The 21,091-nt window shown below is 73.6% G+C and carries 19 protein-coding genes; 9 read left to right on the forward strand and 10 right to left on the reverse strand.

The window, feature by feature from the left end:
* Positions 1–98: 98 nt before the first annotated feature.
* The 4 genes from AB0L06_RS18820 to narI are packed head-to-tail and all read left to right on the forward strand — an operon-like array spanning position 99 to position 6,779.
* Positions 99–3,809: a nitrate reductase subunit alpha gene (locus AB0L06_RS18820; RefSeq protein ID WP_500232295.1), complete on the forward strand. Its 3,711-nt coding sequence runs from the start codon at positions 99–101 to the stop codon at positions 3,807–3,809.
* Positions 3,809–5,464 carry a nitrate reductase subunit beta gene (gene narH / locus AB0L06_RS18825; protein WP_500232296.1) on the forward strand — a complete coding sequence of 552 codons (1,656 nt, stop codon included), beginning with the start codon at positions 3,809–3,811 and terminating at the stop codon, positions 5,462–5,464. The genes AB0L06_RS18820 and narH overlap by 1 nt, the downstream gene beginning before the upstream one ends.
* Positions 5,461–6,078, forward strand: a complete 618-nt coding sequence (gene narJ, locus AB0L06_RS18830; protein ID WP_500232297.1) for a nitrate reductase molybdenum cofactor assembly chaperone — start codon at positions 5,461–5,463, stop codon at positions 6,076–6,078. The genes narH and narJ overlap by 4 nt, the downstream gene beginning before the upstream one ends.
* Positions 6,075–6,779 carry a respiratory nitrate reductase subunit gamma gene (gene narI / locus AB0L06_RS18835; protein ID WP_500232298.1) on the forward strand — a complete coding sequence of 235 codons (705 nt, stop codon included), beginning with the start codon at positions 6,075–6,077 and terminating at the stop codon, positions 6,777–6,779. Before narJ ends, narI begins: the two co-directional genes overlap by 4 nt.
* Positions 6,780–6,951: 172 nt before the next feature.
* On the opposite strand, the gene AB0L06_RS18840 is transcribed toward narI, so the two are convergent.
* The 4 genes from AB0L06_RS18840 to AB0L06_RS18855 form a co-directional block, all read right to left on the reverse strand.
* Positions 6,952–7,965, reverse strand: a complete 1,014-nt coding sequence (locus tag AB0L06_RS18840; RefSeq protein WP_500232299.1) for a hemolysin family protein — start codon at positions 7,963–7,965, stop codon at positions 6,952–6,954.
* Complete coding sequence (locus AB0L06_RS18845; RefSeq protein ID WP_500232300.1) at positions 7,962–9,365, reverse strand: hemolysin family protein; 1,404 nt, start codon at positions 9,363–9,365, stop codon at positions 7,962–7,964. The genes AB0L06_RS18840 and AB0L06_RS18845 overlap by 4 nt, the downstream gene beginning before the upstream one ends.
* 132 nt (positions 9,366–9,497) lie before the next feature.
* Entirely contained in the window at positions 9,498–10,103 is a 606-nt protein-coding gene (locus tag AB0L06_RS18850; protein ID WP_500232301.1) for a cadmium resistance transporter, read from the reverse strand.
* A 298-nt stretch (positions 10,104–10,401) separates the two neighbouring features.
* On the reverse strand, positions 10,402–12,198 hold the full coding sequence (locus AB0L06_RS18855) for a DUF1003 domain-containing protein (RefSeq protein ID WP_500232302.1): 1,797 nt from the start codon (positions 12,196–12,198) through the stop codon (positions 10,402–10,404).
* Positions 12,199–12,423: 225 nt separating this feature from the next.
* Between AB0L06_RS18855 and tatA the strand changes: the two genes are divergently transcribed.
* A complete protein-coding gene (gene tatA / locus AB0L06_RS18860) occupies positions 12,424–12,672 on the forward strand; it encodes a Sec-independent protein translocase subunit TatA (RefSeq protein ID WP_500232303.1) in 249 nt (82 codons plus the stop codon).
* A 104-nt stretch (positions 12,673–12,776) separates the two neighbouring features.
* Here tatA and AB0L06_RS18865 read toward each other — a convergent pair whose 3' ends face one another.
* The 4 genes from AB0L06_RS18865 to AB0L06_RS18880 all read right to left on the reverse strand — a co-directional run bounded on the left by AB0L06_RS18865 (position 12,777) and on the right by AB0L06_RS18880 (position 15,401).
* A complete protein-coding gene (locus AB0L06_RS18865) occupies positions 12,777–13,121 on the reverse strand; it encodes a PASTA domain-containing protein (RefSeq protein ID WP_500232304.1) in 345 nt (114 codons plus the stop codon).
* Positions 13,122–13,195: 74 nt separating this feature from the next.
* Positions 13,196–13,495 (reverse strand): sulfurtransferase TusA family protein, encoded by a 300-nt coding sequence (locus tag AB0L06_RS18870; RefSeq protein WP_500232305.1) that lies wholly within the window; start codon positions 13,493–13,495, stop codon positions 13,196–13,198.
* A 56-nt stretch (positions 13,496–13,551) separates the two neighbouring features.
* Entirely contained in the window at positions 13,552–14,733 is a 1,182-nt protein-coding gene (locus AB0L06_RS18875) for a cysteine desulfurase family protein (RefSeq protein ID WP_500232306.1), read from the reverse strand.
* Positions 14,730–15,401 (reverse strand): ArsR/SmtB family transcription factor, encoded by a 672-nt coding sequence (locus AB0L06_RS18880; RefSeq protein ID WP_500232307.1) that lies wholly within the window; start codon positions 15,399–15,401, stop codon positions 14,730–14,732. The genes AB0L06_RS18875 and AB0L06_RS18880 overlap by 4 nt, the downstream gene beginning before the upstream one ends.
* Positions 15,402–15,530: 129 nt before the next feature.
* Here AB0L06_RS18880 and AB0L06_RS18885 point away from each other — a divergent pair, with 129 nt between their 5' ends.
* Positions 15,531–16,871, forward strand: a complete 1,341-nt coding sequence (locus tag AB0L06_RS18885) for an MFS transporter (protein WP_500232308.1) — start codon at positions 15,531–15,533, stop codon at positions 16,869–16,871.
* A gap of 5 nt (positions 16,872–16,876) precedes the next feature.
* Positions 16,877–17,530: a DUF6518 family protein gene (locus AB0L06_RS18890; protein WP_500232309.1), complete on the forward strand. Its 654-nt coding sequence runs from the start codon at positions 16,877–16,879 to the stop codon at positions 17,528–17,530.
* 101 nt (positions 17,531–17,631) lie between these two features.
* On the opposite strand, the gene AB0L06_RS18895 is transcribed toward AB0L06_RS18890, so the two are convergent.
* Positions 17,632–18,390, reverse strand: coding sequence for a DeoR/GlpR family DNA-binding transcription regulator (locus AB0L06_RS18895; RefSeq protein WP_500232310.1), 759 nt, complete (start codon positions 18,388–18,390; stop codon positions 17,632–17,634).
* A gap of 70 nt (positions 18,391–18,460) precedes the next feature.
* Here AB0L06_RS18895 and AB0L06_RS18900 point away from each other — a divergent pair, with 70 nt between their 5' ends.
* Both AB0L06_RS18900 and AB0L06_RS18905 read left to right on the forward strand, forming a co-directional pair.
* On the forward strand, positions 18,461–19,105 hold the full coding sequence (locus AB0L06_RS18900) for an HAD family hydrolase (protein WP_500232311.1): 645 nt from the start codon (positions 18,461–18,463) through the stop codon (positions 19,103–19,105).
* A complete protein-coding gene (locus AB0L06_RS18905; protein ID WP_500232312.1) occupies positions 19,102–20,325 on the forward strand; it encodes an MFS transporter in 1,224 nt (407 codons plus the stop codon). Before AB0L06_RS18900 ends, AB0L06_RS18905 begins: the two co-directional genes overlap by 4 nt.
* Before the next feature lie 19 nt (positions 20,326–20,344).
* On the opposite strand, the gene AB0L06_RS18910 is transcribed toward AB0L06_RS18905, so the two are convergent.
* A complete protein-coding gene (locus AB0L06_RS18910) occupies positions 20,345–20,977 on the reverse strand; it encodes an RNA polymerase sigma factor (protein WP_500232313.1) in 633 nt (210 codons plus the stop codon).
* Positions 20,978–21,091 lie beyond the last annotated feature (114 nt).

Consider the following 21,091-nt stretch of genomic DNA (forward strand, 5'->3'; position numbering starts at 1 on the left):
AGGAGAGGCAGGTCACATTGCCGGGTTTTTAATGGTTATCTCAAAGTTAATTCCCTTGACTGATGAGGTTGCGCGGGACGAATCTTCCGACAGAGGCGATGTGGAGGAGGGATTCCGTGAAGGGCTGGAGAGGGGACGCCGCGACGAGTGCCCGGCAGGCGGCCGAGGCCGCCGCCGAAGCGGCCGCCGAACGACTGCTGAAAGCCGGGGGGAGGCTGCGGAAGGCCGAGGCCACGGCCGATCGGCGCGCGGTCTTCCATCCCGGCCAGAAGGTCAACGACACCCCCTACCGCGAGCGCTGGGCCCACGACCGGGCCGTCCGCTCCACCCATGGCGTGAACTGCACGGGGTCCTGCTCCTGGAAGGTCTACGTCAAGGACGGGCTGATCACCTGGGAGACCCAGCAGACCGATTATCCGTCCGCGGGGCCGGACCGTCCGGAGTACGAACCCCGCGGATGTCCGCGCGGCGCGTCCTTCTCCTGGTACACCTATTCGCCGACGCGGGTGCGTTATCCCTATGTGCGCGGCGTCCTGCTGGAAATGTATCGGGAAGCGCGCGAAGAACACGGCGACCCCGTCCAGGCGTGGGCGGAGGTGACCGGCGATCCCGCGAAACGGCGGCGCTACCAGCGGGCCCGCGGCAAGGGCGGGCTGGTCCGGATCGGCTGGGACGAGGCGCTGGAGATCGCCGCCGCCGCGCACGTCCACACGCTCCGCGCGCACGGCCCCGACCGGATCGCCGGGTTCTCGCCGATCCCGGCGATGTCGATGGCCTCGCACGCGGTCGGCGCCCGCTTCATGGGCCTGCTCGGCGCGCCGATGGTGTCGTTCTACGACTGGTACGCCGACCTGCCGATCGCGTCGCCGCAGGTGTTCGGCGACCAGACCGACGTCCCGGAGTCCGGCGACTGGTGGGACGCGGCGTACCTGGTGCTGTGGGGCTCGAACGTCCCGGTGACGCGCACGCCCGACGCGCACTGGATGGCCGAGGCGCGGTACCGCGGCCAGAAGGTCGTGGTCGTGTCGCCCGACTACTCCGACGCCACCAAGTTCGCCGACGAGTGGCTGCACCCGCACCCCGGCACGGACGGCGCCCTCGCCATGGCGATGGGCCACGTCGTGCTCACCGAGTTCTTCGTCCGGCGCCAGGTGCCCTACTTCGTCGACTACGTCAAGCGGTTCACCGACCTGCCGTTCCTGGTCGAGCTGGAGGAACGCGACGGCGGCCACGTGCCCGGCGGGTTCGTCCGCGCCGCCGACCTCGACGCCACGGCGGACGGAGGTGACGGCGGTGCTGGCAGCGGTGGCAGCGACCGGTGGCGGCCGGTGCTGATCGACGCGGGCACGGGCGCGCCCGTCGCGCCTCCCGGTACCCTCGGCGACCGCTGGGACGACGACGCGTCCGGACGCTGGAACCTCGACCTCGGCGACCTCGACCCGCTGCTCACCCTCGAGGGCGGCGAGCCCGTCGAGGTGACGCTGCCGCGCTTCGACGAACCGAACGGGACGGTCCGCAGGGGCGTCCCCGCCCGGCGGATCGGCGGGCGCCTGGTCACCACCGTGTACGACCTGCTGCTCGCCCGCTACGGCGTCGCGCGCGACGGGCTGCCGGGGGAGTGGCCGTCCGGGTACGACGACCCCACGACGCCCGCGACGCCCGCCTGGCAGGAGCGGATCACCTCCGTCCCGGCGGCCCGCGCGGCCCGGGTGGCGCGCGAGTTCGCCGCGACCGCCGCGCGGACCCGCGGCCGGTCGATGATCGTGATGGGCGCGGGCGCCAACCACTGGTTCCACTCCGACACGATCTACCGGTCGTTCCTCACGCTGCCGCTGCTCACCGGCTGCCAGGGCGTCAACGGCGGCGGCTGGGCGCACTACGTCGGACAGGAGAAGGTCCGTCCGCTGGCGGGCTGGCAGCAGCTGTCGACCGCGTCCGACTGGGTGCGGCCGTCCCGGCAGATGGCGGGCACGCCCTACTGGTACCTGCACACCGACCAGTGGCGGTACGAGAGCTACCCGGCCGACGCGCTGTCGGCCGCCACCGGGCGCGGGCTGTTCGAGGGACGGCACACCGTCGACCTGGTCGCGCAGTCCGCGCGGCGCGGCTGGATGCCGTCCTACCCGACCTTCGACCGCAACCCGCTCGACCTCGGCGACGCGGTCCGGGCGTCCGGGACCGATCCCGCGCGCTGGGTGGCGGGCGAGGTGGAGGCCGGACGCCTCGGCTTCGCCTGCGAGGATCCGGACGCCCCGGAGAACTGGCCCCGCGTCCTCACCGTCTGGCGCGCCAACCTCATCGGGTCGTCCGCCAAGGGCAACGAGTACTTCCTGCGGCACCTGCTCGGCGCGAACGACAACGCGTCCGCCGCGGAGGCCGGGCCCGCCGACCGCCCCCGCGACGTCGCCTGGCGCGAGGACGCGCCCACCGGGAAGCTCGACCTGCTCGTCGCGCTCGACTTCCGGATGACCTCGACCACGCTGCACGCCGACCTCGTCCTGCCCGCCGCGACCTGGTACGAGAAGCACGACCTGTCGTCCACCGACATGCACCCGTTCGTGCACGCGTTCAACCCCGCGATCGACCCGCCCTGGCAGGCCCGCACCGACTTCGAGATCTTCCACGGGCTGGCCCGGCGCGTCTCGGAGCTGGCGCGCGGACGGCTGGGCGTCCGGCACGACCTCGTCGCGACCGCCCTGCAGCACGACACCCCGGACGAGATCGACGGCGGCGGACGCGACCTGCCCGTCCTGACCCTGGTCGAACGCGACTACACCGCGCTCGCCGAACGGCTCGCAGCGCTCGGCCCGCTGCCCGAACGCGACGGCCTGACCGTCAAGGGCGTCACCGTCGGCGCCGGGCCCGAGGCGCGCTGGCTCGCCGCCCGCTGCGGCACCGACGCGTCCGGACGCCCCCTGCTCGACACCGACGTCAAGTTCTGCGAGGCGATCCTCGCGCTGTCCGGCACCACCAACGGGCGGATCGCCGCCGAGGGCTTCACCCGCCTCGGCGAACGCTGCGGCCCCGCCTCCCACCTGGACGAGCTCGCCGCGTCCGCCCGCGAACGCCGCGTGGTGTTCTCCGACACCCAGCAGCGGCCCACGCAGGTCGGCGCGAGCTTCGAATGGTCCGGCAAGGAGGGACCGGACCGCCGGTACGCGCCGTTCACCATCAACACCGAGCACGCCAAGCCCTGGCACACCCTCACCGGACGCCAGCACTTCTACCTCGACCACGACTGGCTCGCCGAACTCGGCGAGCAGCTCCCGGTCTACCGGCCGCCGCTGGACATGGCCGCGCTCGGCGAGTCCCTGCCGCGCCCGTCCGGTCCGGACGAGGGCGGCGGGGGGCTCGGCGTGACCGTCCGGTACGTCACGCCGCACTCCAAATGGTCGATCCATTCGGAGTACCAGGAGAACCTGCTCATGCAGACCCTCGCCCGCGGCGGCCCGGTGATCTGGATGAGCGTCGCCGACGCCGCGGCGATCGGCGTCGCCGACAACGACTGGGTCGAGGCCGTCAACGCCAACGGCGTCGTGGTCGCCCGCGCGGTCGTGTCGCACCGGATGCCGTCCGGCACCGTGTTCATGTACCACGTGCAGGAACGCCTGGTGAACGTCCCGCGGTCGCAGGCCACCGGACGCCGCGGCGGCGTGCACAACGCGCTGACCAAGCTGCTGATCAAGCCGTCCCACCTGGTCGGCGGGTACGCGCAGCTGACGTTCGCGCCCAACTACTACGGACCCACCGGGAACCAGCGCGACGCGGTCACCGTCATCCGCCGCCGCGCCCAGGAGGTGACCTACTGATGCGCGTGATGGCGCAGGTCGCGATGGTGATGAACCTCGACAAGTGCATCGGCTGCCACACCTGCTCGGTGACGTGCAAGCAGACGTGGACGAACCGGGCCGGCACCGAGTACGCCTGGTTCAACAACGTCGAGACCCGTCCGGGGCAGGGCTACCCGCGCGGGCACGAGGACCAGGACAGGTGGCGCGGCGGATGGCGCCGCACCGCGACCGGACGGCTCGTCCCGCGCGCGGGCGGGCGCGTCCGCCGCCTGACCCGCCTGTTCGCCAACCCCGAGCTGCCCGGACTGGACGACTACTACCAGCCCTGGACCTACGACTACGCGAACCTCATCGACGCGCCGCTCGGCGACGACCTGCCGACCGCGCCGCCGCGCTCGCTCGTGGACGGCCGCCCGATGGCCGTCACCTGGGGCCCGAACTGGGACGACGACCTCGGCGGCGGCCCCGAGGCCCTCGCGGACGACCCGCTGCTGCGCCGCCTCGGCGGCAAGGTCCGCCTGGAGTACGAGCAGGCGTTCATGTTCTACCTGCCGCGGATCTGCGAGCACTGCCTCAACCCGTCCTGCGTCGCCGCCTGCCCGTCCGGCGCGCTGTACAAGCGCGTCGAGGACGGCATCGTCCTGGTCGACCAGGACCGCTGCCGCGGCTGGCGGATGTGCGTCACCGGCTGCCCGTACAAGAAGATCTACTTCAACCACCAGACCGGCAAGGCCGAGAAGTGCACGTTCTGCTACCCGCGCGTCGAGGCGGGCGAGCCGACCGTCTGCTCGGAGACCTGCGTCGGCCGCCTCCGCTACCTCGGCGTCATGCTGTACGACCCCGAACGGGTCGGCGCGGCCGCCGCCGTCCGCGACGAGAAGGACCTCTACGAGGCGCAGCTGCGCTGCTTCCTCGACCCGGACGATCCGGAGGTCGCGGCGGCGGCCGAGGCGTCCGGGATCCCGCACGACTGGGTGGAGGCCGCGCGCCGTTCCCCCGTCCACGCGCTGATCAGCAGGTACCGGGTCGCGCTGCCGCTGCACCCGGAGTACCGGACGATGCCGATGGTCTGGTACGTCCCGCCGCTGTCGCCGATCGTGGACGCGCTCGCGGGCACCGGCCACGACGGCGAGGACCAGGAGAACCTCTTCGGCGCGATCGACTCGCTGCGCATCCCGGTCGAGTACCTCGCCGAGCTCTTCACCGCCGGGGACACCGCACCGGTCGAGGCGTCCCTGCGCCGCCTCGCCGCGATGCGCTCGCACATGCGCCGCGCCAACCTCGGCGACCCGCCCGACCCGTCCATCGCCGCGAGCGCCGGGATGGACGTCGCGGAGATCGAGTCGATGTTCCGGCTGCTCGCCCTCGCCAAGTACGACGAGCGGTACGTCATCCCCACCACCTACGTCGCCGGCGCCGGACGCGCCGAACCCGGTGAACGCGGCGGCTGCTCGCTCGACGGCCTCCCGGCGGACGCCTTCCACGAGCCCCTGGTCCCGAGCCCGGCGGCCGCCCCCGGCGCGGCGTGCGGCGCGTCCTCCGGGGGGTGCGGGTGCGGCCCGGCGCCCGAGCCGCGCCAGGACGGGCTGAGCGGACGCGTCAACCTGTTGGGCTGGGACGGGACGGACCGTCCGGACGGGTTGTTCCCGCCGCGTCCGGGGGAGGGCCGGTGATCGAGACCGCGATCCGGCAGGCCGCCGCGCTGTTGCTGGAGTACCCGGACGACCACTGGCACGACACCGTCCGGCTCGTCCGCGACACCCTCGGCCCACTGGCCGACGACCGCTGCGCGCCGCTCCTGGCGTTCTGCGAAACGGCCCTGGACGTCCCGCTGACCGAGGCGGCCGTCCGCTACGTCCAGACCTTCGACCGGACGGGCCGCCGAACCCTGCACCTCACCTACTACACCGACGGCGACACGCGGCGGCGCGGGGCGTCCCTGGCCGCGCTCAAGGCCCGCTTCCGCGAGCACGGCCACCGCCCGCCCGACGACCAGCTGCCCGACCACCTGCCGCTCCTGCTGGAGTTCGCGGCCCGGAGCCCCGGACCCGGCGAGCGCCTCCTCCTCGACCACCGCGCCGGCCTCGAACTGCTGCGGATCGCGCTCCGCGACCACGGCGGCCCCTACGCGGACGTCCTCGACGCGGTCTGCGCGACCCTGCCCGGCCCGTCGCCCGCCGACCGCGCCGCCGCGCTCGCCCTGGCCCGCACGGGACCGCCCGCCGAGACCGTGGGCCTCGTCCCGTTCGGCCCAGCCACGCACACCGAGGAAGGAACACGCCGGTGACCCACGTCCAGATCACCCTGTGGGGCGTCCTGCCCTACCTCGTGCTGGTCCTGTTCGTCGCCGGGTCCGCCTGGCGCTACCGCTACGACCGGTTCGGCCTCACCACGCGCTCCAGCCAGCTCCACGAGAGCCGCCTGCTCGCCGTCGGCGCCCCGATGTTCCACTACGGCCTGCTGTTCGTCCTGGCCGGGCACGTCGTCGGCCTCGTCGTCCCCGAGTGGCTGACCCTGGACCTGGACGTCACCGAACCCCTCTACCGCGCCAACGCGCTGCTCGTCGGAGGGGCCGCGGGCCTCGCCACGGTCGGCGGCCTCGGCATCCTGACGGCCCGCCGCCTCCGCGTCCGCGCCGTCCGCGTCACCACCTCGCGCTCGGACCGCGTCCTCTACCCGATCCTCGCGACCGTCCTGCTGGCGGGCCTCACCGCCACCCTCATCACGCCGATCACCGGGCACTACGACTACCGCGAAGGCGTCTCCCTCTGGTTCCGCAGCCTCTTCACCCTCGACCCGGACGTTCCCGCGATCTCCCGCGCCCCGGTCGTCTTCCAGCTGCACACCCTGCTCGGCCTGGCCCTGTTCGCGCTCTGGCCCTTCAGCCGACTCGTCCACGCCTTCGCCGCCCCCGTCGGCTACCTGGCCCGCCCCTACGTCGTCTACCGCTCACGCGGCTCCGCGCCCGCCCGCCGCGAAACCCTCTGACGAAGCGCCGGACCGCCGGGCCCGGGACGCCACCACGATCGGTCGCCGCTCGGGGCGGAGCCCGGCCGCGCGCGAGCAGTCCGCGCTCCTCCAACCGGGTGGTGGCGCTCTGGCCGAGGACGATGGAATCGGCGACCCGCCGCATCTGCGGGTGCCCGTCCGGCGGTTCCGGTCAGATCCGCACCAGTTGTTCCAGCAGGTCGTCGAGGGAGACCAGTCCGACGAGGGTGTCGTCGGCGTCGTGGACCAGGCCGAGTTGGCTGCGGTCGGCGCGCAGTGTCGTGACGGCGGCGGCGAGGGAGTCGGTCACCCGGACGGCCGGGACGGGGTAGGCCAGGTCGGAGGCGCGCGGGGTCTCGCCGTTCGCACGGGCCAGGTAGGCGTCCCGTGCGTGGACGAGTCCGGTGAGACGGCCGGACGGTTCCCGCACCAGCAGGCGGGTGTGGCCGGTGGCGCGCGCCGCGTCGACGACGGCCTGAGGGGCCGCGTCGGCGGGTGTCGAGGCGATGTCGGCGGCAGGGACGATCACCTGGGTGAGCGGGGCCTCGGGAGCGGCCAGCGCGGTGTCCAGGAGGCTGCGGTCGGTCTCCTCGATGAGGCCGAGGCGGCGGGACTCGGCGACCAGGTGGCGGAGCTGGCCGGGAGTGCGGGCGAGGGTCGCCTCGTCGCGCGGGTCGACGCCGATGAGCCGCAGCAGCGCGTTGGTGACGCCGTTGAGCGCGGTCAGCAGCGGCCGGACGGCCTTGGTGAACGCGCGGAACGGGATAGCCAGCGCGGTCGCGGAGCGCTCGGCGTCGGCGATGGCCCAGGACTTCGGCGCCATCTCGCCGGCGACCATGTGCAGGAAGGTGACCAGGGCGAGGGCGAGGGCGAACGCGACGACGTGCGCGGCGGTCTCGGGCAGGCCCACGTCGTGGAAGAGCGGAGCGAGGGTTCCGGCGAAGACCGGCTCGGACACCACGCCGAGGCCCAGCGAGCACATGGTGATGCCGAGCTGCGCCCCGGCCAGCATCAGCGACAGCTCACGGATGCCCGCGACGGCGGACGCCGCGCCGCGGCTGCCCCGCGCGGCGGCCCGTTCCAGCCGCGGCCGCTTGGCGGCGACCAGCGCGAATTCGGCCGCGACGAAGAACCCGTTCCCGATCAGCAGCAGGACGGTCAGGACGATCCCGGTGGGCAGGTTCACTTCGCCGCCCCCGTCCCGGTGAGGCCTTCCGGTTCGACCGGTGCCGAACCGTTCGCCACGGGCCCGGCCGGCGCGGCCTCCAGGGGAGCGACGCGCAGCCGGATGCGGCGGGGGACGTGGTGGTCGATGTCGATGATCTCGATCTCCGCGACGCGGTGGGAGCGGTCGGGCAGGGCGGGGGACAGGTCGACGACGACCCGGTCGCCGGGCTCGGGCATCCGTCCGAGCCGTTCGAGGAGCAGGCCCGCGACGGTGTCGTAGTCGCCCTCCGGGAGCCGCACGGCCGTGGCCTGGGCGACCTCGTCGACGCGGAGCCCGGCGTCGGTGGTCCACCATCCGTCCCCGGCCGGACGGGCCAGGGGCTCGTCGGCGTCGTTCTCGTCGGCGATCTCGCCGACCAGTTCCTCCGCCACGTCCTCGATGGTGAGCAGGCCGGCGAAGCCGCCGTACTCGTCCACCACGCAGGCCATCCGCTGACCGCCCGCCCGGAGCCGCGCCACGACCGCGGGCAGCGGCACCGAGCCGGGCAGGACCAGGGCGGGCCGGGCCAGGTCCCCGATCCGCACGGACGCGGCGTCGGCCGGATCCACCTCGAACAGGTCGCTGAGGCCGACGACGCCGACCAGGTCGTCCACCTTCTCGCCGAGGACGGGGAAGCGCGTGAACCCGTGCTCGGCGATGGCCGCGGCGAGGTCCGCGGCGGAGTCGGCCGCGCGGGCCGCCGCGACGTCCACGCGCGGGACCATCACCTCGTCGGCCGTCCGCTCGGAGAAGCCGAGCGCGCGTTCCAGCAGGTCCGCGTGGTCGTCGGCGAGGTTCTCCTGGGACTCGCCGATGATGTGGCCGAGCTCCTCCAGCGTCGCGCCGTGGTGCAGCTCCTCGACCGGCTCGACGCCGACGAGCCGCAGCAGCCGGTTGGCGGCCGCGTCGAACAGCCGGACCAGCGGCCCGGCGACCGCCAGGTAGGCCAGCGTGGACGCGGCCAGCGCGCGGGCGAGCGACTCGGGCCTGGTGAGCGCCAGGTTCTTGGGGAGCAGTTCGCCCAGCACCATCTGGGTCACGGTCGCGATGACGAACCCGGCGACCAGCGCGATCCCCCCGGCCGCCGCGTCCGGGAGGCCGAGCGCGCCGAGCGCCGGCTGGACCAGCCCGGCCAGCGCGGGCTTGGCGATGAAGCCGACGACCAGGGCGGTCACGGTGATGCCGAGCTGCGCGCCCGACAGCATGAACGACAGCCGCTCCAGCACCTGGACGGCCCGCTCCGCCTTCCGGTCGCCCTGCTCGGCGCGCTCCTGAAGCGCGAGCCGGTCGGCGGTGACGAACGCGAACTCCTGGGCGACGAAGTATCCGGTCGCGGCGGTCAACAACAGGACCGCCAAGAGGCCCAGTGCGATGCTCACCGGCCCGCCTCATCGGTGGCGGGACGGCTCTCGGCAACTGGCGCGGCTGACACTACGCTCCTCACGTGGGACTCTCCGGTCGTTCGATCCGACAATCTACGACATGTGTCGCAGATGTCGCGGGGTCCGGGGTCAGAGGATCCGGGTGAGGACGCCGGAGGTGAGCAGGATGGTGGCTCCGAGGGCGGCGAAGACGGCGGGGACGATCCAGTGGCCCCAGCGTTCGACGATCTCGATGATCCTCTTGTGGGAGCCCAGCCAGGCGCCGAGCAGGCAGTAGGCGGCGACCCCGGCGAAGAACACGATGATGATGACCACCGAGTCGCCGGTTCCGACGGTCCGGAAGACCGGGGTGTAGACGGCGAGGTTGTCAGCGCCGTTCACGATGGTGAGGGCGGCGACGGAGAGGAGCCCGGTGGCCAGGGCGGTGGCGGGTGGCTCGCCGTCCCGGTGGGCGCGTGCGGCCTGGACCAGGCCGTGGACGCCCATGGCCAGCGGGATGATCCCGAGCAGCCCGACCCACGGGTCGGGGATGATGCTCAGGCCGAGCGCGGCGACGCCCGAGACGGCGACCAGGACGGCGAAGCCCGCGATCTGCCCGGCCCAGATCTGCCAGGGCCTGGGCGCCCCGGAGGCGCGGCTGGTCAGGAACAGCATGGCCAGCACGAGGATGTCGTCGATGTTGGTTCCGGCGAACAGTCCCGCCGCTGTGGCGATGGTCGTGGCGATGCCGGTCATGCCGACCGGGCCTGGCGGTGGCCGGGTGTGGAGTGATGCTGCTGCAAGGCGTGTTCTCCGGGCGCGGGATGTCAACGCGGGTCAAGGACGGCGCTTAGACGTTGCCGCAACTGCATGCGATCCGGCTTGGTGCGACGATGTCCGGATCGTAACCGGTTCCGCGCCGCCCGCGCCGGTGGACGCCTCGGACAGGCGGGCGACGTCGCGACTCGCGGCCTGGACCGCCCCTTCCCGTCCACTCGGCAGACTCGAACGGTGGGGACGCCAGAGCGTCCCCACCGCGGCGAGCCGGACCGCTCTACCGGCGGCGCTGCCGAGAGGGCGCGTCGGCGGCGTGAACCGGGGATGAGTCGTCGTGGCGGGCGGCCCGGTGGACGGCGTCGATGGCGGCGGCTTCGGCCGAGACGCGGGGGCGGGCGCCCAGCCCGAAGAAGCCGCCTTCGTCGTTCGCGTCGGCCACGGTGCCGGTGATCTCGGCGAGGAGGTCGCGGAAGGCGTCCAGTTCGGTGGGGGCGGTGCGGGCGACGATGGCGGTGGCCGACCGGATCGCCTCCAGCGCGGGTCCCTTGTAGTCGGCGTACTTGGTGTCGGCCCGCAGGCCCGTTTCGAACGGAGTGGTGGCGGCCAGTTCGCGGATGAACCGGCGGGGGTGGCTGATGCCGGTCTCGCGCAGCAGGGTGACCAGCGCGAAGAGCTCCTCGGGGTCGGCGACGCCCTCGGCCAGCGCGACCATCACGCCGGCGGCCATCAGGGCGCGGTGAAGGACCTCCCAGTCCCGCGGGTCGAAGTCCAGCTCGCCCGGTCCGACGGTGTTGCCGTCCCCGGTCGGCAGGACCTGGAAGCCGATCTCGGCGAGCAGGGCCGGGATCTGGTGGACGGCCTCCACCGCGCGGGTGCGCGCCACGTCCGGCAGGCGCTCCCACGGAACCGTCTCGTCCGGTTCGGTGTCCTCCCCGGTCAGGTGGTGCTGGTGCTGGAGCCGGGCGAGTTCCTGCGCCTGCTGTTCGTCGAGCGTGACGACCACGACGGTCCTGGTCGCCGGGACCATCAGGTAGCCGATCACGGCCAGGTGCTCGCCGAGCAGCTGCGCCTGCCGCTGCCGTGCCTCGCGGTGCCGCTCGGGCAGCCGGTCCCAGGGCACCGTCGCGGACGCCTCCCCACGTGACGCGTCGTCGGGAAGGCGGGGGTCCAGGCGCTGGTCGTGGAGGGCCTGGGCCAGGTGGTCGGTGAGGTGGGACGAGGTGTACTCGGCGAGGCTGTCGATGACGCGGTCCTGGGCGACCAGGCGCGCCTTCATCCGGCGGCACTCGTGCAGGACCGCCTCGGCGTCCAGGAAGGTCTGCTCGGAGCGGCGGTCGGCGGCCCGTCCCAGCACGTCCTGCCCGACCATGATGATGATCATGAAGAGGAGCTGTGCGAACGTGGACAGGAAGGTCATGAACGCGAACGGGTACGGGTCGAAGTGCTGGAGGCCCAGCTCGGCCCCGCCGATCCACAGCACCTGCGTCCCGGCGGAGACGTAGAACGCCCACATGCTGCCCAGGCGCTCGGTCAGCCAGGCCGCGATCCGGCCGTTGAGCCCCACCACGTGGTCGATGGCCTGCGGGGGAGACTGCACCCGGTGCCGCTCGATCCACGGGTGCGGACGCGACTCCAGAAGGCTCACGCCGCGGCTGAGGGCGCGGTCCTGCCGGTCCAGGTGCGCCTGCAGGTCGGCGATCCGCGTGAAGATCGCGCCGGTGTTCTCGTACGTCAGCACCGCGCGGCGGTCGGCGTTCACCCCGAGCACCCGCTGCCCGACCAGGATCACCGAGCACAACACCAGCTGCAACACGTTGTTCAGGAACAGCAGGAACCCGAACGGGTACGGGTCGACCGGCTTGAGCGGTCCCCACAGTGCCAGCGCCATCCACGCCGTGATGATGACGAGGACGACGTACAGGGCGGGCATCGAGCCCACGCCCCGGGTCAACGCGGCGGCGATGGCCCCGTTCACCCCGACCCCCCGGGAGGGGGCGGGCGCCGCCGGCTCCGGTGTCTCGGCGGGTCGCGGCAGATCGGCCGCGGTCTCGGTCGCCGTCGTGGTGGCGCTCACCCTGACTCCTTCTTCGCTGCGTGCAGTGGGTCGCCCTTGGTGATGCGACGACCGGGCATGCCGGAAAGTTTGCCCCATTGCGCAAGTGTTTGCGTCGCCCGGCCGTTCGCCACGGCGCCCGGTGGCCGGATGTGCACCCCGACTCCCGGCCGCGGCGAAGCAGGGCCCGCTCATTATTGCTCACTTGCGCTACTGTTTAAATGTTGCTGGAGCGGAAGGAGCGGGATGCCCGGAGGGTTCTCGGTCAGCCACTGGCTGGTCGTCATCGTGGCGGCGATGCTGCTGTTCGGCGCGAAGAGGATGCCGGACGCGGCGCGCTCGCTCGGGCGCTCGCTTCGGATCCTCAAGTCCGAGGTCGACGGCCTGGCCGGCGCGGACGGGGCGGAGCCCCCGGAGGCCGCCTCGGAGATCCGGCACGCGACCACATCGCACGAGCACCGCTCATCGGCGGGCGGTCGCGCGGTTCGAGGGTGACGAGGCGCCGGGATGCAGTGGGGGCGGTCTGCCGGCTCGTGCAGCCCGGCGGCCTGGTCGCGCGGCGCCTCGGCGCCGCGTCGTTCACCCTTCGGTGGTGAACGTCAGTCCGTGTACTTCTTGCTGTAGAGCGTGACCTGCGTGCTGGACGAGACGCGGACGCCGGCGGGCGGGGACTGGCGGACGACGACCCAGTTGCGGTCGATGAGCAGCTTGCGCCCGCGGCCGGTGGCGTCGCGCTCGGCGAGGTTGCGCAGTCCCCGGGACTGCATGAGGTTCTGCGCCTTCTGGTGGTTCATGCCGACGACGCTCGGCACCGTGACCGACCCGGAGACCCGCCGGTACGTGGTGTGGTGCCGGTGCCGGGTATGGGTTCCACATCCCGCGACCGTGACGGTCGCCGCCGTGGCGAGGACGACCGGGGCGACGAGCAGACGACGAGCAGACAACGCTTTCTCCAGGGAACTGAGGGGAAAATGAGACGGGTTGGACGTAGCGGGGCGTCCCCGGGTTCCCCTCGTTCTCAGTTTTCTTGGACGGCCGGACGCCAGGGCGAATCCGCCCTGGTCGGACGCGCGTCGGCGGCGACCCGGAGCGCGTAGCCGGGCGTGCCGGGAGCCTCCGGGAGCGGGCCCAGGTAGTGGTGGCCGGTGAGGTGGCACCACGCGGGCAGGTCGATCGGGGCGGCCGGGTCGGACGCCAGCAGGTGGACGAGCGTGCCCGGCGCGAGCCCGGCGAGGTGGGCGCGGAGTTCGAGGAGGAGGCGCACGCAGGCCTTGTCGCCACCGTCGATGACGATCGGTTCTTCCGGACGGCTTGTCACTGGGCTGCTTTCACGGCGTGGAGGTGCGGGGGTGGTCCTCGCTGGGACGCTCCTTACTACCGTGCCGCGGCCGCTTTGGCCAGAGCCGCCGCGGCGATATGGACGTCCTCGGGCGTGCTCCAGCGGCCGAGGGTGAGGCGGAGCGCGCCCATCGCGCGGTCGTGGTCCAGGCCCATCGCGGTCAGGACGGGCGAGGGCGTGTGCGTGCCGCTGTGGCAGGCCGAGCCGGTCGAGGCCGCGATCCCGCCGGCCCTGGCGAGGACCTCGTGGCCGAGGACGCCGTCGACGCTGACGTTCAGCGTGTTCGGCAGGCGGGCCTCGGACGGGCCGTTGAGGCGGACGCGTCCCGGCAGCGCCTCGGACAGTCGCCGGTGCAGGTCGTCGCGGAGCGCGGCGATCCTGCCGGGGACGCCGTCCGCGAGGTCTTCGGCGGCGAGCCGGGCGGCGGTGCCGAGCGCGACGGCCAGGGAGACGTTCTCCGTCCCGGCGCGCAGGCCGCGCTCCTGCCCTCCGCCGTAGACGACGGGCTCGAGACGGACGCCCTCGCGGACGAAGAGGGCCGCGGCCCCCTTGGGCGCGTACATCTTGTGCCCGACGAGCGTGAGCAGGTCGACGCCGGACGCGTCCAGCGGGATCTTCCCGGCGGCCTGCGCCGCATCGCAGTGGAACAGGGCGCCGTGGCGGCGGGCCAGCGCGGCGAGTTCGGCGATCGGCTGGATCGCGCCGGTCTCGTTGTTCGCCGCCATCACCGACACCAGGACGGTCGAGTCGTCGAGGGCGGCGGCGAGGACGGCCGGGTCGAGCAGGCCGTCCCCGTCGACCGGCAGCACCGTCACGCGTGCCCCGTGCAGGCGTTCCAGGGCGAGGCAGGTCTCCAGGACGGCGGGGTGCTCGGTGGCCTGGGTGATCACGTGCGGACGCGGACGCCCGGACGCCAGGACCGCGCCGCGCAGCGCGAGCAGGTCGGCCTCCGACCCCGACGCGGTGAACACGATCTCGGACGGCCGCGCGCCGACCAGGGCGGCGACGTCCGCGCGGGCCCGCGCCAGGGCTGCCCTCGGGGCCGCTCCGTAGGCGTGGGCGCTCGCGGGGTTGCCGAAGCCGTGGATGAGGTGGGGGAGCATCGCGTCCGCGACACGGGGGTCGACCGGCGTGGTCGCGTTGTAGTCGAGATAGACGGGTTCGCCATCAAGGGCAGGGTGAGCGGCGGGCTGGGCGGTGGGGCGGACGTCGGTCACGCTTCGGCTCCCGTGGTGATCGGCAGGCCGGAGCGGCGCCAGTCGGGCAGGCCGCCGTCCAGCACGTGGGCGGTGTGCCCATGGTCGCGCAGGAGTCGGACGGCGTCCGGGGCGAACACGCAGTACCGGCCGCGGCAGTAGGCCACGATCTCGGTGCCGGTGGGCAGGTCGGCCAGCCGCGCGGCCAGCAGGTCGTGCGGGATGTTGACCGCGCCCGGGATGTGCCCGGCGGCGTACTCGGTCTCGGGCCGGACGTCCAGCACCAGCACCCGGCCGTCGCGCAGCCGGCGGGCCAGCTCGTCGTGCGCGACCGGGTGCAGGGCGTCCACGTCGCCGAGGTAGTCGCGGGCGGCGCGCTCGACCTCGGCGAGCCGGGCGGCGGCGAACGCCTGTACCCGCCCGACGAACTCCTCGACCTGGTCGTCCGCGAGCCGGTAGAAGATCCGCACGCCGTCGCGGCGGCTGTCGACCAGCCCCGCCTGGGCCAGCGTGCGCAGCTGGGCCGAGGTGTTGGACACCTTCATCCGGGCCGCCTCGGCCAGCTCCTCCACGCTCCGCTCGCCCTGGGCCAGCAGGTCCAGCAGCTCGAGCCGGGCGGGATTGGACAGCGCCTTGCCCACCCGGGCGAACTGCCCGTACAGGTTCGTCTTCCGGGTATGCTCGTCCACCAGTACATTCCAATCTCTTTTGGAATATTGTAGTACGGAACGGCGAGGGGCGCGAACCCGGCCCGTTCCCTCTGTTTCACCGCTTGTGGAGGATTCCGTGGGCTTCGCCCGAAACCGCCTGGAGGGGACGTGACCCGTACCACTCCCCGTCCCCTCGCCCTCGGACTGCGGGCGAACCTGGCCCAGTTCCTGCTGCTCGTCGCGGTCAACGCGCTCGTCGGCGGCATGCTCGGCCAGGAGCGCACCGTCCTGCCGCTGCTCGCCCGCGACACCTTCCACCTGTCGGCGTACACGGCCGCGCTCACCTACATCGTCGCGTTCGGCGCCACCAAGGCGATCGCGAACTTCTTCGCCGGGACGCTGTCGGACCGGTACGGCCGCAAGCCCGTCCTGGTCGCCGGATGGCTGATCGCCGTGCCGGTGCCGCTGCTGCTGATCTGGGCCCCGTCCTGGGGCTGGATCGTGTTCGCCAACGTCCTGCTCGGCGTCAGCCAGGGCCTCACCTGGTCCACCACCGTGATCATGAAGATCGACCTGGTCGGGCCCGCCAGCCGCGGCCTGGCCATGGGCTTCAACGAGGCCGCCGGGTACCTGGCCGTCGCCGTCACCGCGCTGGCGACCGGCGCGATCGCCGCGCACACCGGGCTGCGCCCCGGGCCGTTCCTGCTCGGAGCGGCGTACGCGGCCCTCGCGCTCGGCCTGTCCACGCTGGCCGTCCGGGAGACCCGCGGGCACGCGCGGCTCGAGGCCGAACGGCACGCCTCGTCCGGCCACGATCCGCACGCCGCGCTGACCACCGGGCAGATCGTCCGCCGGACGAGCGCCGGCGACCGGGCGCTGTCGGCGGCGAGCCAGGCCGGGATGGTCAACAACCTGAACGACGCGCTCGCCTGGGGCGTCTTCCCGATCCTGTTCGCCGCGCACCACGTCCCGCTCGCGCAGATCGGCCTGCTGGCCGCGCTGTACCCGGCGGTGTGGGGCTTCGGGCAGCTCGTCACCGGCTGGTGGTCCGACCGCGTCGGACGCAAGCACCTCATCACCGCGGGCATGCTCGTCCAGGCCGCCGCGATCGGGCTGGTCGCCCTCGGGACGACCGTGCCGGTCTGGGCCGTCGCGCAGATCCTGCTCGGCGTCGGCACCGCGCTGGTGTACCCGACGCTGCTCGCGGTCATCGGCGACATCGCCCACCCGGCCTGGCGGGCCCGCGCCGTCGGCGTCTACCGCCTCTGGCGGGACGGCGGCTTCGCCGTCGGGGCCGTCCTCGCCGGGGTGGTCGCCGACACCTGCGGCCTGACCGCCGCGATCTGGGCCGTGGCCGCCCTGACCGCGGTGTCGGGCCTGGTCGTCGCCGTCCGCATGTACGAGTCCCACCCCGTCCGGGGACGCGGAGTAGTCCCCGCGGGTGGGGAGCCGGTCACAGCCGATCATTCCCAGGAGGGACGGCCCGGCCGCCGCGCTTCCGTACGCTGACGGCCATGCTCCCCGCCGACCAGGCCGTCGACGCCGAACCCCGCCCTTCTCCCGCCCGCCGGGTGACCGCCCTCGCGTTCCTGGCCGCCGCGCTGGCGGGCGCGGGGGCGGGCGCGCTCACGTTCGGGCTGGAACGGCTGAACGACTCCCCGGCCTGGTTCGGCTTCTGGCACGGCCTCGGCCCGTGGGGCCTGGTCGCCGCGGCGGCGGGGGCGGGCTTCCACGGGCGGTGGCGTGCTGCGGCCGTCGCCGGGGCGCTCGCGCAGGTCGGCCTCGTCGCCGGCTACTACACGCTCGAGGCGGTCTCCGTGGGGACGGTCTCCACGCATCTCGCCGTCTACATGGCGGTCGGAGTGGCGGCCGGGCCGTTCTTCGGCGCGTCCGGGGCGCTGCTGCGCGGGCCGCGGGGACGCGCCCGGACCGTCGCGTCCGGAGTGCTGGCGGCGCCCTGGCTGGCGGACGGCTGCCGAAGGCTCCTCGACGACGTCAGTGACACGGGCGCGGCGTCCGTGCTGGCGGTCGGTGTGGGTGTCCTGGTGGCGGGCGCGGTCCTGCCGCTGCTGCTGAACCGCTCGGTGCGCGCGGGATTCGGCGCCCTCGGGACGGCCGCGCTGGTCGCCGCGCTGATCCTGGCTGTCCAGGAGCTCCCCCTCGGCTGACCCGCCCGGACGCTCCAGCGCTGAGAACGCTTCGGCCTGCACGACCACCTGGCTCTCATCGGATCGCCCCGGGTGCTGCCCGGGGTGATCCCGGCGCGGCGTCAGACCTGGACGACCGTGACGCCCGCCGCCTCCAGCCTCTCCAGCTCGTCGCGCGGCGCGGACGCGTCGGTGACGACGGTGTCCAGGTCGGTGACGGGGCAGACGAAGCCGAGGCCGGTGCGCCCGAACTTCGACCCGTCGCACACCGCGATCCTGCGCTGCGCGGCCGCGATCGCCGCCCGCTTCACCGGCACCTCGGCCAGGTCGTGCGCGGTCAGGCCGTGCTCGGCCGACAGGCCGCACACCGCGACGACGGCCGTGTCGACGCGCAGCGCGCCGAGCGACGCCTCGGTCAGGTGCCCCGCCAGAAGCCAGGTGCCGGGGATCATCTGCCCGCCGGGGACGAGCAGCCGGACGTCCGGGGCGGTGCTGAGCGCGTTGAGCGAGTAGAGGTCGAGGGGGATCGCGGTGACGCGGCGCTCGGCGAGCAGCCGGGCGACCGCGAGCGTGGTCGTGCCGCTGTCGAGGATGACCGACTCGCCGTCGCTGATCATCGCGTCCACCTTCGCGGCGATGGCCTGCTTGGCGTCGACGGCCTCGTGCTCGCGCAGCGCGAAGGGAGGGTTCTCCCCGCGCAGGAGCAGGCTCACCGCCCCGCCCCGGACGCGCCGGAGCACCCCCTGCTCGGCGAGTTGGTCCAGGTCGCGGCGGATCGTCATCTCCGAGCAGTCGGTCGCCGCGGCCAGCTCCGCCACGGTCACCCGCTCGCTCGTCCGCAACCGTTCGATGATCTCACGATGCCGGTTCAAACCTTCCATATGTGCAATCACACGTGATACGTGTTTATAAGTCAAGTTCCCACTCGCGATTCGAGAGCGAGGCACCACCGTGGACCGGAGCGTGGACCAGGGCGTGGACTGGATCGTCTTCGACTACGGCGGCGTGATCTGCCGCCCGCCGTCCTCCGCCGCCGGGCGGCGGCTGGCGGACGCGGCGGGCGTCGATCCCGCCGCGTTCTGGGCCGCCTTCTGGCACCACCGCGCCGACTACGACCTCGGCGCCGTCGACGCCGCCGCCTACTGGCGCAACGTGTTCCTCCAGCTCGGCCGTCCCGCCGCCGAGGCCGAGGTGGAGCGGCTCGTCGCCCTCGACCTCAGCGCCTGGCTGGACCTGGACGCCGGGACGCTGGAGGTCGTCGACATGCTGGCCGCGCGCGGCGCCCGGCTCGCCCTGCTGTCCAACGCCCCGCTGGAGCTGGCGCGGGTCATCGACGGCGAGGGCTGGTCTGCGGCGTTCCGGCACCGCCTGTACAGCGCCGACCTGCGCATGGCGAAGCCGAACGCACAGATCTACCACCGGATGTGTGCGATTCTCGGCGCCCGGCCCGAGCACGTCCTGTTCGTCGACGACCGGGTCGAGAACGTGGAGGCGGCCGAGGGCACCGGCATGCGGGCGCTGCTGTTCCAGGACGCCGCGAAGCTCTGGAGCGACCTGTCCTTCCTGCTGCCCGCGTCCCTGGCCCGGCCCCGATGAGCGCGTCGTCGTCCGTGTCGCGGGCCGCGCCGGCCCGCGACCGGGGGCCGACGTCGTTCGACCGGACGGCGATGGCGGGGATGTGCGTGTCGTTCGTCGTGATCGGCGTGCTCCAGGCGCTGTACGGCCCGGCGGCGCCCGCAATGCGCGAGCGCTTCGGCCTCTCGTCCGGGGCGGTCGGGCTCGCGCTGTCGGTGCACTTCGTCGGCGCGCTGCTCGGCGTGCTGTGCACCCCGCGGCTTCGCCGGATCGGCAACCGGCCGTTCCTCGCCGCGGCCCTGACGGCGATCGCGGCGGGCTGCGCGGGCTTCGCCCTGGCGCCCGCCTGGCCGGCCGCGCTGGCCGCGGCGTTCGTCGCCGGGGTCGGGTTCGGCTGGATCGACGTCGGCGTGAACGAGCTGTTCATCGAGTATCACGCGACGGACGGCCGGAACAGCACGGGCATGCTGAACCTCCTGCACGGCAACTTCGGTGTCGGGGCCGTCCTCGCGCCGCTGCTGGTGGGCGCGCTGCCGAGCCGCATGTACCCGTGGGCCTTCGGCCTGTGCGCGCTGCTCTCGCTCGCGGTGCTCGGCACCGTCAAGGGCGTCGGCGGCGGCCCGCGGCAGGCGTCGGCGTCCCGGGACGTGCCCTGGGCGGCGGCCGGACGCGTGACCGCGCTGTTCACGGTCTTCTTCGCGCTGCACGTCGGCGTCGAGTCCGGGATCGGCGGCTGGGAGACCACGCACCTGGTCGGCCTCGGCTGGACGGCCGGACCGGCCGCGATGGCCACGTCCACGTTCTGGCTCGCCATGACCGGCGTGCGGTTCGCCATCAGCCCGATCGCCCGCTACGTCACCGCGCAGCGGATCCTGCTGGCGTCCCTCGCGGTGATGCTGCTCGGCCTGCTGCTCGCGCACCTCGGCCCCGCCGCACCGGCTGGATACCTCCTGGCCGGGCTCGGCGTCGGACCGCTCTTCCCGACCGGCCTGGTGTGGCTGACCGAGAAGCAGCCGGGCGCCCGCGGCGTCACGTCCTACGTGATCGCGGGGTCGATGCTCGGCGGCGTGCTGCCGAGCGCCATCGGCGGCGCGGCCGGACGGTGGGGATCCGGAGTGATCCCCACCGTGCTGGCGGCCGTGGCCGCCGCGGCGCTCGCGATCGCCCTGGCGATCAGGGCCATCCCCGCGACCCGCACGGCGGCCGCGCCACCCGAGCCCGCCCGCGCCCCGCGGTCATGACGGCCCGACCCGGCGGACGTCAGCGGCGGGGGCCGCGGAACGCGACCAGCAGACGGCTGCGTCCGCGGTCGGACAGGCCGTCCGGGCCGCCGGCGTTCGGCGTGGCGGCGACCTGCTGAAGGTCCGGGACCGCCTGCCGCAGGGCGACGCGTCCCGCGTTCAGGAGGACGAGCTGGTCGGACGGGGTGATGTCGAGCAGCCACGCGGCCTCGTCCTCGCCGCAGCCCTCCGCGTCGGCGAGCAGCAGCGGAAGCCGGAACCGCAGCGGCATCGCCTCGAGCGCCGGCTGCAACGCCTCGATCGCGGCCGCGCCGAGCGGAACGCCCGCGACGTCCCGGCCGCCCCCCGCCGCGTCCTCGGGCTGGACGGCCACCTCGAGCGGCCAGCGCGTCCGGGCCGCCTCGATCACCGCGCGCAGCAGCCACAGGCGGGCGGACGGGCATCCCGGCGGGGGAGCGCCGCGCGTGACGGTGAGCAGCGCCTCCCGCGCCAGCGTCTCGGCGCGTCCCGGCGCGGGACCGACGATCTCGCGGGCGAGCCGGGCCAGCCGCCCGCCGTAGGAGTCCACCAGCAGCAGGAACGACGCCTCGTCGCCGGCGCGGGCCTGCTCCAGCACGACGTCGTCCGAGGGACGGTCGGATACGAGGTCCACCGGTTTTTCCTTCCGTTTTCGACCGATGGGCACCGTACATCACCTATGCCACCCTGAGCATCCGAGGCCCTCCGTTCCGTCAGACCCGCACGTCCGGGGCCCGTGCTCCGGGCC

Source organism: Spirillospora sp. NPDC052269, from assembly GCF_040679435.1.
In the GTDB taxonomy this organism is placed as follows: Bacteria; Actinomycetota; Actinomycetes; order Streptosporangiales; family Streptosporangiaceae; genus Spirillospora.

What these genes read in the sequence shown, in the direction of transcription:
- AB0L06_RS18850 (WP_500232301.1), bottom strand. Translation starts at nt 10,103, where the DNA reads ATGACCGGCATCGCCACGACCATCGCCACAGCGGCGGGACTGTTCGCC.
- narH (WP_500232296.1), top strand. Translation starts at nt 3,809, where the DNA reads ATGCGCGTGATGGCGCAGGTCGCGATGGTGATGAACCTCGACAAGTGC.
- AB0L06_RS18905 (WP_500232312.1), top strand. Translation starts at nt 19,102, where the DNA reads ATGAGCGCGTCGTCGTCCGTGTCGCGGGCCGCGCCGGCCCGCGACCGG.
- AB0L06_RS18820 (WP_500232295.1), top strand. Translation starts at nt 99, where the DNA reads ATGTGGAGGAGGGATTCCGTGAAGGGCTGGAGAGGGGACGCCGCGACG.
- tatA (WP_500232303.1), top strand. Translation starts at nt 12,424, where the DNA reads ATGCCCGGAGGGTTCTCGGTCAGCCACTGGCTGGTCGTCATCGTGGCG.
- AB0L06_RS18890 (WP_500232309.1), top strand. Translation starts at nt 16,877, where the DNA reads ATGCTCCCCGCCGACCAGGCCGTCGACGCCGAACCCCGCCCTTCTCCC.
- AB0L06_RS18895 (WP_500232310.1), bottom strand. Translation starts at nt 18,390, where the DNA reads ATGGAAGGTTTGAACCGGCATCGTGAGATCATCGAACGGTTGCGGACG.